Raw genomic sequence first — 13,470 nt, forward strand, 5'->3', positions numbered from 1 at the left:
GGCGACCCCCTGACCGTCAGCTACGAGCTGTTCACCGACCGGACGTGGTCGGATGGCACCCCGATCACCCTCGACGACCTCGTGTTCGGCTGGGCGGTCTCGTCGCACTACTTCGACGACGCGACCTACGACGAGACCGGTGCGCTGGTGTCGGGCACGCGCTACTTCGAAACCGCGACCCTCCCGGACCCCCACGCCCGCACGGCGCGGCCCACGATCGATCGTGCCGACGACACCCTGACACTGACCTACGCGCAGCCGTTCGCGGACTGGAACCGGCAGTGGCTGCTCGACCGTCCGATCCATGTCGTCGCCGCGAAGGCCGGAGTGACCGTCAAAGACCTCATGACGGCGATCCTGACGACGCCCGAGGGCGACCCCTCCGCACCCGCCACCCCGAACCCGGTGCTGGCCGCAGCGGCAGCCGCGTGGAATACCGGTTTCGCCGCGGCCGCCGACGGAACGCTCGATCCGGCGGCGGCGGTCGCGTCCGGACCGTGGAAGGTCACCGAGGCCGCGGCATCCACGGTCACCCTCGTCCGCCGCGACGACTACCAGGGCGGTCACTATCCGGGCCTCGAGGGGCTGACGATCCGGTTCTTCCCCGACCGCGCGGCTCAGGTCGCCGCGCTCGCGGCCGGTGAGGTCGACGTCGCCAACATCGGCGATCCGGATGCCGCCGACCTCGAGACCCTCGCCGACGCCGGCGTGACCGTGACGACGGGGCCGACCACGCAGACTCTGCAGCTCCGCTTCGCCGAGACCGCGTCGACGGCGCTGCGCGAAGCGGTGAGCCTGTCGCTCGACCGCGACGCACTGGTCACGGACATCCTCTCGGAGCAGCGGCCCGACGCGCGCCCGCTGCAGTCGTTCCTGTCGTCCCCGGCCACGGGCCAGACCTACACCGACCTGGTCTCGGGCAACGGAGCGCCGGGCACGGGCAGCGACCCCGGCGCCGCGCGATCGGCGCTGGACGATCGTCCCGCCGTGCTCCGCGTCGCTCACGACCCCACCGACCAGATCTCGTCCGCCGTCTTCGCTCGGATGATCGCGATGGGCGCCGAGGCGGGCATCGCCGTGCGCGCGGCCGCGGCGACCGAGACACCGGATGCCACCCTGGCCTGGGTCGGAGAGGACGAGAGCCTCTACCGGTCGGCGCGCGACCGTCTGGCCGAGGGGGTCTCGACCCCCGTGGCCGAGGACGAGTTCGCCGAGTTGACGCGCGACACCGATCCGGTGGACGTGCTCGCGCACGCGAAGGAGATCGACCGCGCCCTCTTCGCGGAGTTCACCGGGGTGCCGTTGCTCGAGCGCACCGGCGCCGTGGCCGTCGCCAAGGGCGTCGGGGGAGTGCCGTACACGTCCGAGCCCGACGGGATGCCGCCGTCGTTCTGGACGTGGTCCCCTCCCGCTCCGTGACGCACCGCTCCCCGAGGCCTCAGGCCGTCGGGGAGGCGGTCGGCGTCGGCGTCGGTGTGGCGGGCGCGAAGATCCCGGGCCACCAGGCCGCCGCGAGCGGGTAGCCGACGAAGGCGACGATGTCGATCAACGTGTGTGCGACGACGAGGGGCATCACGCGTCCCCACCGCTTGTAGCACCAGCCGAAGACGAGGCCCATCACGACGTTCCCGAGCGCGGACGGCCACCCCTGGTAAAGGTGGTAGCTCCCGCGCAGCAGCGCCGTCGACACGATGATCCACGTCCACGACCATCCGAGGCGCCGGAGGCGATCGAACAGGTACCCGAGGAAGATGACCTCCTCGGTGAGCCCGGCTCGCAGCGCGGCGAGGACGAGGAGGGCGATCACCCACCACGACGAATCGAGGGGCGCGGGCACCACCGCGATGCTCTGCCCCAGGAGTCGCCCGACGGCGTACACCCCGATCCCCGGGACGCCGATGAGGGCGACGAGGGCCACCCCGCGGGCCACGTCCGAACCGAAGTGGCGGAAGTCCAGTCCGATGCGTCGCAGCGCGTTGTCGGCGGGCTCCCAGAGCAGATACACGACCAGGGCGACGAGAGCCAGCGAAAAGAAGATGTCGAGGAATTGGTACAGCGCGTCCCAGAACGGTTCGGCGCTGCGAGAGGGATTCAGCTGCGTCTGCTGCTGCGAGATCGGTGCGCGGGTGGCGGCGCGGACGAAAGAGACCACCGAATAGATCGCGGACTGGCCGACGCTGATCAGCAGCACCAGCACGATCTCCCAGGGGAGACGGCGACGTCGGAAGGCGTCTTGTTCGATTCCGGGATCGGAGAAGGCCTCAGTGCGCGGCATGTTGTCAGATTGCCACATGCAACCGCGTTCGAATTAAAGGTATGTAACGGTTTCCCCAGGAGTTTTGACCAACGCAAGGCGTTTACCTAGGGTTTCGGTATCCACGGCCCCCCGCTGTCCCGACAGTGCGGGGTGCCCGTCAAACCTTGCACAGGAGGCAAAGTGTCTGAAAAGACTCGGCGCGCACGCGCCCTGACGGCGGGAGCAGGTGTCGCTGTCGCGGCCCTCGCACTCGCCGGCTGCACCACCACCGCCGCACCCGACAGCGGGTCGAGCACCGGTGGCACCATCACGATCGCCACGACGAACGCCTTCACGTCGTTCAACGGCGACACCCCCGAGGCGAACCTGGACACCAACGGCATGGTGGGCTACCTCACCGGTGTCAGCGGCGGCCTCGGCCTCGGCGGCTTCCAGCGCCTCGACAAGGACTTCAGCGTCCTGGACAACACCGACTTCGGCACCTACGAGAAGGTCTCCGACGACCCGCTGACGGTGAAGTACACCATCAACGAGGGCCTCACCTGGTCGGACGGCGAGCCCATCAACGCCGATGACATGCTCGTGAACTGGGCCATCAACTCGGGGTACTACAACGACGCCGTCCTCGACCCGTCGAGCGGCGAGGTCACCAACGGCGGCACCCAGTACTTCAGCCTCGCGGGCAGCACCGCCGGCCTGGACACCACCTCCTTCCCCGAGATCAGCGACGACAACATGTCGATGACCCTCGTCTACTCGAAGCCCTTCGTGGACTACGAGCTCGTCAACCCGATCGGCAAGCCCGCTCACGTGCTCGCCGAGAAGGCCGGCGTCTCCGAGGCCGACTTCGTCCAGCTCCTCAAGGACACCCCCAAGGGTGACCCCGCGGCTCCCGTCGCCCCCAACGCGACCCTCAAGGCCGCCGCGGACTTCTGGAACACCGGCTACGACGTGACGGCCATGCCGACCGATCAGAGCCTTCTCGTCGCGAGCGGTCCGTTCATCGTGACCGACTTCACGCCCGAGCAGAGCATCACGCTGGGCAAGAACCCCAACTACAAGGGCTCGATGTCGCCCTCGTACGACCAGCTGATCATCCGCTTCATCGGTGACGCCAACGCTCAGGTCACGGCCCTCCAGAACGGTGAGGTCCAGGCCATCCAGCCGCAGGCCTCCGCCGACACGCTGACGGCGCTCGAGAACGCCAACGCGACCGTCCACGCGGGCAGCCAGCTGGCGTACGACCACGTCGACCTGAGCTTCGGCGGCGTGTTCGCCGACGCCAACGTCCGCGAGGCCTTCCTCAAGACGATCCCGCGTCAGCAGATCCTCGACTCGATCGTCAAGCCGGTCAACCCCGACGCCGAGGTGCTCAACTCGCAGATCTTCCTGCCCACCGACGGTGACCAGTACAACACCGCCGTCTCCGCGAGCGGATACGACGCGTTCACCGAGCCCGACGTCGAGGGCGCCAAGGCGCTGCTGAACGGTGCGACCCCGACGGTTCGCATCCTCTACAACACCAACAACCCCAACCGTGTCGACAGCTTCCGCGCCATCCAGCAGTCGGCGCAGCAGGCGGGCTTCAACATCGTGGATGCCGGTTCGCCCGACTGGAGCTCGCTCCTGGGCAGCGGCAGCTACGACGTGTCCATCTTCGGATGGGTGTCGCCGGGTGCCGGTAACGCTGCTCTCCCGCAGATCTTCAAGAGCGGCGGCGGCGGAAACTACAACAACTACAGCAACCCGGCCGTCGACACCCTCGTCGACGAGAGCCAGGTGACGGTCGACGCCGCGAAGCTCGCCGACATCAAGGTGCAGATCGACACGGCGACGGCGAAGGACTTCTACGGTCTGCCGCTGTTCCAGTCGCCGGGTCTGTTCGCCGACAACGGTTCCGTCCAGGGCGTCGACTACTTCGGCGGCCAGACGGGCATCGTGTGGAACGCGCAGGAGTGGACGCTGGCGGGTTGATGACCCGTTGATCCCTCGTGAGGCGCCGGAGTCGCTCGGCTCCGGCGCCTCACTTCGTCTGCGCGCGGTGCGCCCCACCCCGGTGCACGCGCGACTATCCTTTCCTGGGCGCCCACAGGCGTCCGTCACCCGATCGAAAGAAGTCCTCCCGCGATGGTCGGATTCATCCTCAGGCGCATCGCCGTCTCGATCCTGGTCCTGCTCGCAGCGTCGTTCATCATGTACGTGCTGGCCGCCAACTCCGGCGACCCGCTGCAGGACCTGCGCGACAGCTCGGCCGCCAACCGTGACCAGTTGATCGCCGCACGCGTCGCGGCGCTCGACCTGAACGTCCCCCCGCCCCTGCGGTACTTCCTGTGGCTCGGCGGTGCAGCCGGCTGCCTCATCCCGTTCGCCGGGACGTGCGACCTGGGTCTCACGATCTCGAACGCCCCGGTCCTCGACATCCTCCCGACCGCCATCTGGTCGACCCTCCAGCTCGTGACGGCGTCGTTCGTGCTGGCCATCGTCCTCGGCATCGTCGTCGGCGTCGTCTCCGCTCTGCGTCAGTACAGCGGATTCGACTTCGGTATCACCCTCCTCAGCTTCTTCCTCTTCTCGCTGCCGTCGTTCCTCGTCGCCGTGCTGCTGAAGGAGTTCATGGCCCTGGGGTTCAACAGCTTCCTCGAATCGGCCACGTCCATCCCGATATGGGTGATCGCCCTGCTCACGGTGATCAGCGCGGTGATCTGGCAGGCGATGATCGGGGGCGACGCTCGTCGCCGCATCATCGTGGCCGCGACCGCAGGTCTCGCCACGGTCGCGCTCCTGGTGTACTTCAACGTCACGGACTGGTTCCGCAACCCCGGTTTCGGCCCCGTCGGTCTGCTCTTGCTCATCGCCGGCGTCGTCGTCATCGTCACGGCGCTGATCGCGGGCCTCCGCAACCGCCGCGCGCTCATCGTGGCAGCGCTCAACGGCGCCATCGCCTACGTCTGCTACTTCGCACTGCAGGGGCTGTTCGACATCTCGACGCTCGCCACCGTGATCATCCTCGGCGTCGTCGCCGTCGCGGTGGGCCTCGTCTCGGGCTACGTCCTCGGCGCCCCCGATCGCGGCATGGCCGCCCGGATCGGCGCGCTCGTGGCATTCCTGTCCGGCGCTCTCGTCGTGCTCGACCGCTACATGCAGTCGTGGCCGCAGTACGTCAACAACCCCCGCATCAACGGCCGCCCCATCGCGACCGTCGGCGCGAGCACCCCGGGGTTCACCGGGGACATGTGGATCACCGGCATCGACACGTTCACGCACCTGCTGCTGCCGACGATCTCGCTGCTGCTCATCTCGTTCGCCGGCTACACCCGGTACGCCCGTGCCGGAATGCTCGAGGTGATGAACCAGGACTACATCCGCACGGCGCGGGCCAAGGGCCTTCCCGAGCGCACCGTCATCCTGCGGCACGGCCTGCGGAACATGCTGATCCCGATCGTGACGCTCGTCGCCACCGACGTCGGCGCGCTCCTGGGTGGCGCTGTCATCACGGAGAAGGTCTTCGCGATCTCGGGGATGGGGGCGTTGTTCGTCACCTCGATCCAACGCGTCGACGTGAACCCCGTCATGGGCTACTTCCTCGTCATCGCCATCACCGCGATCGTCTTCAACTTCCTGGCCGATCTCGCCTACGCCACGCTCGACCCCCGCGTGCGAGTGGTCGCATGATCGCCGCCGTCCGAATCCCGGAGGTCCTCCGATGACCCAGATGCTCCCCGAGCCCGCGAACGTCGACGCGCCGCCGCCGTCCGATGAACGGCAGACCGTCGGCGTCAGCCAGGGACGACTCATCCTGCGTCGCTTCCTCTCGAACAAGGTCTCCGTCGTCTCCGGCATCCTGTTCGTCCTCCTCGCGATCTTCTCGATCTCGGCGATCGGGCTCGGCCCGATCCCGGGGTGGTGGAAGTACGACTACAGCTCGCTGAACCCCCAGAACGACGGCGGGGCTCCCACGCTGTCGCTGTTCCCGTTCTCGGTGGGCGACCACCCGTTCGGCCAGGACCGCATCGGTATCGACTACTTCGCGATGACGATGCGCGGCATCCAGAATTCCATCCTCGTGATGCTCGTCATCAGCGTCGTGGGAACGGCCGTCGGAACCGTCATCGGTGCCCTCGCCGGCTACTACCGTGGGTGGGTGGACTCGGTGCTCATGCGCATCACCGACGTGTTCATCGTCATCCCGATCATCGTGATCGGTGCGGTCGTCGGTCGTGCCACCGGCGGTCTCGGTGTCGTCCCGCTGGCGTTCTTCCTCGCGATGGTCTCGTGGACGACGATCGCCCGCCTGGTGCGCGCCGAGTTCCTGTCGCTGCGCGAACGCGAGTTCGTCGAGGCGGCGCGCGTGGCCGGCGCCAGCGATGCTCGCATCATCTTCAAGCACATCCTGCCCAACGCCATCGGCGTGGTGATCGTGGCGGCGACGCTGCTGGCGGCCTCGGCGATCCTCCTCGAGACGGCCCTGAGCTACCTGCAGCTCGGTGTGCGTCCGCCGGACGTCTCGCTGGGCCTGATCATCTCCGACAACCAGTCCGCTTTCCAGACCCGCCCGTGGCTGTTCTGGTGGCCCGCGGTGTTCATCGTGCTCCTCGCGGTGCTCGTGAACTTCGTCGGCGACGGCCTGCGCGACGCGTTCGACCCGCGTCAGAAGCGGTTCTCGCTGCGTCGGACCAAGGAGCAGGCGGCGCCGTCCACCACCGCGCCCGCGAGCGTCCAGGGACGCGTGCACCCGGAGACGCCGTCGTCATGACGACCGGCATCCTCGCGATGTCAGCCCAGGACGATCGCCCCCAGCACGCCGGCCGCACCCGCGACCAGCAGCAGCAGGTTGTCGATGCGGGCGCTCACCCGCACGGGTACCGAATCGGCGATGCCGGCCTCCACGCGGCCGGCGTCGCGGAGGGTTTGCCAGCGATCGCGGACGAGGGCGGCCGCGCGGCCGGAGTCGGTGTTCGGCAGCTCGCCCGGACGCGTACCGGCAGCCGTCACGCGCTCGCTGCGGCGGTGGGCGCGCGCGGCGCGCAGGGAGCCCGTGGCTCCCGGAGCGGGCGCGGCGGTCACGCCGATGCGCCGGCCGGGTGTGTGCAGCTGCAGCGAGTAGCGCGTGTCGACGTGGATGAGCGCCGCCCACGGCACGCGGTAGGTCAGCGCGATGTTGTCGACCTCCACGCCGTCGTCGTCGACGGAGATCGAGGGCGACCACAGGATGCCGGTCACCAGGGCCGCGGCACCCAGTGCGCCGACGATCACCAGGGCGGGCGCGACGTCCACCGCGGGGACGGCCAGCAGGCCGATCGCCACCGCGGCGATGATCGCCCACAGGATGCCGCACAGGATGCGGGTGAACGTCGAACGGAACGTCTGGCGTGGCATCCCCTGATTCTTCCATTCCCCGATCACTCACTCCCGCCTCGCGGGACGGAGAGGACAGCCTCATGAGCACGACCGAGAAGGCGGGCACCCCCGCGCTCGAGATGACCGACGTCAGCGTCGACTTCGCGGTGGACGACGTCTGGGTCCCCGCGGCCAAGAACCTCACGTACTCGATCGCGCGCGGCCAGGTCGTGGCGGTGGTGGGAGAGTCGGGTTCGGGCAAGAGCGTCAGTTCGATGGCCGTGCTCGATCTGCTCCCGCGCAACAGTCGCGTGCGCGGCAGCATCAAGGTGAACGGGCGCGAGGTGACGACGCTCAGCAGCAGCCAGATGCGCCAGCTGCGCGGGCCCGAGGTCGCCGCGATCTTCCAGGAGCCGATGACGGCCCTGAACCCCGTGCTCACGGTCGGGTCGCAGATCATCGAGGCGCTCCGTGCGCACACGACGATGGCGCCGTCCGAGGCGAAGGTTCGCGCGATGGAGCTGCTGGACATGGTGGGTCTCCCTGACCCCGCCAAGGCGTTCGCGTCCTACCCGCACCAGCTGTCGGGCGGTCAGCGTCAGCGCGCGATGATCGCGCAGTCGATCAGCCTGGAGCCGGCACTGCTCATCGCGGACGAGCCGACCACGGCCCTGGACGTCACGGTCCAGGCCGAGATCCTCGACCTCATCCGCGACCTGCGCGACCGCCTGGACTCCGCGGTCCTGCTGATCACGCACGACATGGGCGTCGTGGCCGACCTCGCCGACTGGATCGTCGTGATGAAGTCCGGCGAAGTCGTCGAGCAGGGACCGGCCGCGCAGGTGCTCGGCGACCCCCAGGACCCGTACACCAAGGAACTGCTGGCCTCCGTCCCACGTCTCGGCGGGGCGGGCGACGACGAGGCGAGCGTCGATGTCGTCGAGTCGCTGGCCGCGGCCGTGGCGAGCGGGCCCGCGCGCACCGAGGCGATCCGGCTTGCCGCGGAGGCGCCCGAGATCGCCCACCCGGTGCTCGAGCTCGACCACGTCTCGATCGAGTACGGCAAGAAGGGGCGCGTGGCCGCGTTCCGCGCCGTCGACGACGTCACGCTCGGCATCGCCGAGGGCGAGATCGTCGGTCTCGTGGGGGAGTCGGGTTCCGGCAAGTCCACGATCGGTCGCGCGGCGATCGGTCTGCAGCCCATCGCCGACGGGCGCCTCGTCGTCGACGGGGTGGACATCTCGAGTGGCTCGCGCAAGCTCATCAAGTCGCTGCGTCGCCGGGTCGGCATCGTGTTCCAGGACCCGTCGTCGTCGTTGAACCCGCGTCTGCCGATCGGTGAGTCCATCGGGGAGCCCCTGTTCCTCGCCGGTGAGGCGAAGGGCGCTGCCCTCGACGCCCGTGTCGAGAAGCTGCTCGACGAGGTGCGCCTCCCGCGCAGCTACCGCAACCGGTACCCGCACGAGCTCTCGGGCGGACAGAAGCAGCGCGTCGGCATCGCCCGCGCGCTCTCGCTGCAGCCGCGACTGCTCGTCGCCGACGAGCCGACCAGCGCCCTGGACGTGTCGGTGCAGGCCCGCGTCCTGGAACTGCTGAGCGAGCTGCAGCAGGAGCACCGCTTCGCGTGCCTGTTCATCAGCCACGACCTGGCCGTGGTGGATGCCATGGCCCACCGCATCGTCGTGCTCAACCGCGGCAAGATCGCCGAGCAGGGCACGCGCGACGAGATCCTGCGGTCGCCGAAGGAGCCCTACACGCAGCGTCTGATCGCCGCGATCCCGGTTCCCGACGTCGAGGTGCAGGCCGCCCGTCGCGAACTGCGGCACGAGCTGTTGAAGAACACGCCGGCCTCCTGAATCGCGTCAGATCGGGGGCGGCGTTCCTGTGGGGATGCCGCCCCTTTTCGCTGCCTGCCGGGAGTCTCGCAGACGCCCGGTAGACTAGATGTGCCCGATTCCGGGCGCCACCCCGAATTTTCCTGGAGACCCTCCATGGCGCACGCCCTTCGTCCTGACCTCCGTAACGTCGCGATCGTCGCGCACGTCGACCACGGCAAGACGACCCTCGTCGACGCCATGCTGCGCCAGACCGGCTCGTTCGGTGATCACGCGCACGTCGAAGAGCGCGCGATGGACTCGAACGACCTGGAGCGTGAGAAGGGCATCACGATCCTCGCCAAGAACACGGCGATCACCTACAACGGTGTGCACACCGAGGTGCCGGTGACGATCAACGTGATCGACACCCCCGGTCACGCCGACTTCGGTGGCGAGGTCGAGCGCGGTCTGTCGATGGTCGATGGTGTCGTGCTCCTCGTCGACGCCTCCGAGGGTCCGCTGCCCCAGACGCGCTTCGTGCTGCGCAAGGCGCTCGAGGCCAAGCTCCCCGTGATCCTGCTGGTGAACAAGACCGACCGCCCCGACGCGCGGATCGCCGAGGTCGAAGAAGAGGCGCACGATCTGCTGCTGGGCCTCGCGTCCGACCTGGTCGACGACGTGCCCGACCTCGACGTCGACGCGCTGCTCGACGTTCCCGTCGTCTACGCCTCGGGCCGTGCGGGTGCCGCGTCGCTCAACCGCCCCGACAACGGCGCCCTGCCCGACAACGACGACCTCGAGCCGCTCTTCGGCGCGATCCTCGAGCACGTGCCCGCTCCGTCCTACGACGACGAGGCTCCGCTGCAGGCGTGGGTCACCAACCTCGACTCCAGCCCCTTCCTCGGACGCCTCGCGCTCCTGCGCGTGTTCAACGGCACGCTGAAGAAGGGCCAGACAGTCGCCTGGGTGCGTGCCGACGGCACCACCAGCAACGCCCGCATCACCGAGCTGCTCAAGACCCGCGCTCTGGAGCGCTACCCCGCCGAAGACGCGGGCCCCGGTGACATCGTCGCCATCGCCGGCTTCCCCGACATCACGATCGGCGAGACCATCGCCGACCCCGACGACGTGCGCCCGCTCAAGGCCATCACGGTCGACGACCCCGCCATCTCGATGACGATCGGCACCAACACCTCGCCCCTCATGGGCAAGGTCAAGGGCCACAAGCTCACCGCCCGCATGGTCAAGGACCGCCTCGACCGCGAGCTCATCGGCAACGTCTCGCTCAAGGTCGTCGACATCGGACGCCCCGATGCGTGGGAGGTGCAGGGCCGTGGCGAGCTGGCTCTCGCGATCCTCGTCGAGAACATGCGCCGCGAAGGCTTCGAGCTCACCGTGGGCAAGCCCCAGGTCGTCACCAAGCGCGGCGACGACGGCAAGCTCAAGGAGCCCTTCGAGCACCTCACGGTCGACGCTCCCGAAGAGCACCTCGGCGCGATCACGCAGCTCATGGCCGCCCGCAAGGGCCGCATGGACAACATGACGAACCACGGCACCGGCTGGGTGCGCATGGAGTTCGTCGTGCCCTCGCGCGGCCTCATCGGCTTCCGCAGCGAGTTCCTCACGATCACCCGCGGTACCGGTATCGCCAACGCGATCTCGCACGGCTACGACGACTGGGCGGGGTCGATCACGACGCGTCAGAACGGCTCGATCGTCGCCGACCGCATGGGCGTCGTGACGCCGTTCGCGATGATCGCCCTGCAGGAGCGCATGAGCTTCTTCGTGCAGCCGACCGAAGAGGTCTACGAGGGCATGGTCATCGGCGAGAACTCGCGCGCCGACGATATGGACGTCAACATCACCAAGGAGAAGAAGCTCACGAACATGCGTTCGTCGACCTCGGACTCCTTCGAGTCGATGACGCCGCCCCGCGTGCTGACGCTGGAAGAGTCGCTCGAGTTCGCTCGCGACGACGAATGCGTCGAGGTCACGCCCGAGAAGGTGCGTATCCGCAAGGTCGTGCTCGACGCGACCGAGCGCGGCCGCGCTGCCTCGCGCCTCAAGCGCCAGGATGCCAACGCCTGATGATCGAGCTGGCCGGCGCCACGTCCGACGAGGTCCGTGACTTCGTGGCGTCCGGCCGGCGTCTGGCTGTCGTGGCGGTGGGCGCTCTCGAAGCCCACGGCGCGCACTTGCCGCTCAGCACCGACACCCTGGTCGCCGAACGCGTCGCGCGCGAGCTCGCGCACCGTCACGACGGCGCGCTGCTGCCCGCGGTCGCGTACGGCGAGACCTGGGCGACGTCGGGGTACCCAGGGACGATCTCGCTCTCACCCGAGACCGTGCGCCTGCTGGCGATCGACATCGCTCGCGGGGCGGTCGCCTCGGGATTGGACCGCGTCGTCGTCGTCAACGGCGACTTCGGCAATCGCCTGCCGCTGGCCGCCGCCGCGCGCGACCTCGCCGCCGACGGCATCCGGGTCCTGGTCCTGGACCACCCGGGCCTCGCCGAGGCGGCCGAGACCGTGCGCGAGTCCGTGCCCGCGGTACCCGGCATGAATCACGGCGAAGAGATCGAGACCTCGATGGTGCTCGCGGTCGCGCCCGATCTCGTGCGGCTCGAGCGCGCGGAACCCCAGTATCCGGTCTTCCCGGTGGACTTCGGCGCGCGTCCGGTGCGCCTCCACGAGATCGGCCCGAACGCGGTCTTCGGTGATCCCCGGCCGGCGACGGCCGCGAAGGGCGAGACGTTGTTCACCGCCGTCCTGGATGCCGCGTCGGCCGAGGTCGCCCGCTTCCTCGCGGCCTGAGAACCGGCGCAGCTCCGCCGCTCCGGCGGCACCGCGGCTCAGGGCGCGTAGTCCTGCACGCGCCGCCCGTGGGAGCGGTCGGTGAGGGCGGGCAGACGCCCCGTCAGTTCGTCGATCGCCGCCTCCAGGTCGATCGTGAGCAGCGTGCGGTCGCGGACGACCACGCGCCCGTCGACGATCACCGTCGTCACGTCGCCCTGATGCGCGCTGAGCGCGAGCGAATGCGCGAGGTCGTGGATGGGCTGCAGATGCGGTGCGCGGAAGTCCATCAGGACGATGTCGGCCCGCAGTCCCGGCCGCAACGCGCCGACCCGCCCGGCGAGGCCGAACACCTCGGCGTTCTGACGGGTCGCGAGGTCGAGCAGGTGGGCGGAGGTCGCCCACGTGGCATCCTTCGACGTGTACTTCTCGATCATGCCGAGCAGCCGCATGTTCTCGAGGACGTCGAGGGTGATGCTCCCCGCGGCGCCGTCGGTGCCGATCCCCACGCTGACGCCCGCGTCGTGGAGCAGCCGCAGGGGAGTGGTGCCCTCCTGCGCGTGGAGCAGGTACGTCTTCGTGCACGAGGCGACACCGACGCGATCGACGTACGGCCGGAGCAGGTCGACGTCCTCGGGCACGATGCCCGCCCCGTGCGCGATGATCGCCCCGGCCTGGAGGATGCCGGTGTCGTGCAAGACCCCGATCGGGGAACGGCCGCGACGCTGCAGGCTCGAGGCCGTCTGCGTCAGGTTCTCGGCGGCGTGGATGTGGACGCGGACGCCGAGGCGCTCGGCATCCCTGGCCGTGAGACGGAGATCGTCGTCGTCGACCGTGTAGGGGGCATGCGGACCCAGCGCGGTCGTGATCCGGCCACCGGCCGCCCCGTCGGCGTCGCGCGCGAAGGCGACGCTGCGCTCGCGTCCGGCGGGCCCTTGGGACGAGAAGAACGTCGAGGCGAGAAGGGCGCGGATGCCGGCGGCCTCTACCTCTTCGGCGATCGCGTCCATGCCGAAGTAGTGGTCGGCGAAGGAGGTGACCCCGGACAGCAGCAGTTCGCCGATCGCGAGGCGCGCGCCCAGGCGGATGTCGCGTTCGGTGAGGTTGACCTCCATGGGCCAGACGTGCTGGTTGAACCACTCGTCGGTCGGCACGTCGGAGGCGGCCCCGCGGAACATGACCATGGGGGTGTGGGTGTGGCTGTTCATCAGCCCGGGGAGGGCCACGTGCCCCGACGCGTCGATCACCTCGGCGCCCTCGTACGACG

10 protein-coding genes are annotated in these 13,470 nt (G+C 69.2%); 7 read left to right on the forward strand and 3 right to left on the reverse strand.

Annotated elements, in window-relative coordinates; translation table 11 throughout:
• The coding region (locus tag LQV45_RS08160; protein WP_230006556.1) for an ABC transporter substrate-binding protein at positions 1-1,419 on the forward strand (1,419 nt) is incomplete at its 5' end.
• Between the two features lie 19 nt (positions 1,420-1,438).
• On the opposite strand, the gene LQV45_RS08165 is transcribed toward LQV45_RS08160, so the two are convergent.
• The gene (locus tag LQV45_RS08165; protein WP_230006557.1) at positions 1,439-2,275 is read right to left on the reverse strand and encodes a CPBP family intramembrane glutamic endopeptidase; all 837 of its coding nucleotides are present in this window, start codon (positions 2,273-2,275) and stop codon (positions 1,439-1,441) included.
• 162 nt (positions 2,276-2,437) lie between these two features.
• Here LQV45_RS08165 and LQV45_RS08170 point away from each other — a divergent pair, with 162 nt between their 5' ends.
• The 3 genes from LQV45_RS08170 to LQV45_RS08180 all read left to right on the forward strand — a co-directional run bounded on the left by LQV45_RS08170 (position 2,438) and on the right by LQV45_RS08180 (position 7,010).
• Positions 2,438-4,231 (forward strand): ABC transporter family substrate-binding protein, encoded by a 1,794-nt coding sequence (locus LQV45_RS08170; protein WP_230006558.1) that lies wholly within the window; start codon positions 2,438-2,440, stop codon positions 4,229-4,231.
• Positions 4,232-4,384: 153 nt separating this feature from the next.
• The gene (locus tag LQV45_RS08175) at positions 4,385-5,929 is read left to right on the forward strand and encodes an ABC transporter permease (RefSeq protein ID WP_230006559.1); all 1,545 of its coding nucleotides are present in this window, start codon (positions 4,385-4,387) and stop codon (positions 5,927-5,929) included.
• A gap of 31 nt (positions 5,930-5,960) precedes the next feature.
• On the forward strand, positions 5,961-7,010 hold the full coding sequence (locus LQV45_RS08180) for an ABC transporter permease (RefSeq protein ID WP_230006560.1): 1,050 nt from the start codon (positions 5,961-5,963) through the stop codon (positions 7,008-7,010).
• A 20-nt stretch (positions 7,011-7,030) separates the two neighbouring features.
• Here the strand turns inward: LQV45_RS08180 and LQV45_RS08185 are convergent, their stop codons facing one another.
• Complete coding sequence (locus tag LQV45_RS08185) at positions 7,031-7,633, reverse strand: PH domain-containing protein (protein ID WP_230006561.1); 603 nt, start codon at positions 7,631-7,633, stop codon at positions 7,031-7,033.
• Positions 7,634-7,695: 62 nt separating this feature from the next.
• Between LQV45_RS08185 and LQV45_RS08190 the strand changes: the two genes are divergently transcribed.
• The 3 genes from LQV45_RS08190 (at position 7,696) to LQV45_RS08200 (ending at position 12,224) form a co-directional block, all read left to right on the forward strand.
• On the forward strand, positions 7,696-9,450 hold the full coding sequence (locus LQV45_RS08190) for an ABC transporter ATP-binding protein (protein ID WP_230006562.1): 1,755 nt from the start codon (positions 7,696-7,698) through the stop codon (positions 9,448-9,450).
• A 135-nt stretch (positions 9,451-9,585) separates the two neighbouring features.
• Positions 9,586-11,499, forward strand: a complete 1,914-nt coding sequence (typA, locus tag LQV45_RS08195; RefSeq protein ID WP_230006563.1) for a translational GTPase TypA — start codon at positions 9,586-9,588, stop codon at positions 11,497-11,499.
• Positions 11,499-12,224 carry a creatininase family protein gene (locus LQV45_RS08200; protein ID WP_230006564.1) on the forward strand — a complete coding sequence of 242 codons (726 nt, stop codon included), beginning with the start codon at positions 11,499-11,501 and terminating at the stop codon, positions 12,222-12,224. Before typA ends, LQV45_RS08200 begins: the two co-directional genes overlap by 1 nt.
• 38 nt (positions 12,225-12,262) lie before the next feature.
• Here the strand turns inward: LQV45_RS08200 and LQV45_RS08205 are convergent.
• The coding region (locus LQV45_RS08205) for an amidohydrolase (protein WP_230006565.1) at positions 12,263-13,470 on the reverse strand (1,208 nt) is incomplete at its 5' end.

The organism is Microbacterium sp. Bi128 (assembly GCF_918698205.1).

What these genes read in the sequence shown, in the direction of transcription:
- LQV45_RS08165 (WP_230006557.1), bottom strand. Translation starts at nt 2,275, where the DNA reads ATGCCGCGCACTGAGGCCTTCTCCGATCCCGGAATCGAACAAGACGCC.
- LQV45_RS08175 (WP_230006559.1), top strand. Translation starts at nt 4,385, where the DNA reads ATGGTCGGATTCATCCTCAGGCGCATCGCCGTCTCGATCCTGGTCCTG.
- LQV45_RS08180 (WP_230006560.1), top strand. Translation starts at nt 5,961, where the DNA reads ATGACCCAGATGCTCCCCGAGCCCGCGAACGTCGACGCGCCGCCGCCG.
- LQV45_RS08185 (WP_230006561.1), bottom strand. Translation starts at nt 7,633, where the DNA reads ATGCCACGCCAGACGTTCCGTTCGACGTTCACCCGCATCCTGTGCGGC.
- LQV45_RS08190 (WP_230006562.1), top strand. Translation starts at nt 7,696, where the DNA reads ATGAGCACGACCGAGAAGGCGGGCACCCCCGCGCTCGAGATGACCGAC.
- typA (WP_230006563.1), top strand. Translation starts at nt 9,586, where the DNA reads ATGGCGCACGCCCTTCGTCCTGACCTCCGTAACGTCGCGATCGTCGCG.
- LQV45_RS08200 (WP_230006564.1), top strand. Translation starts at nt 11,499, where the DNA reads ATGATCGAGCTGGCCGGCGCCACGTCCGACGAGGTCCGTGACTTCGTG.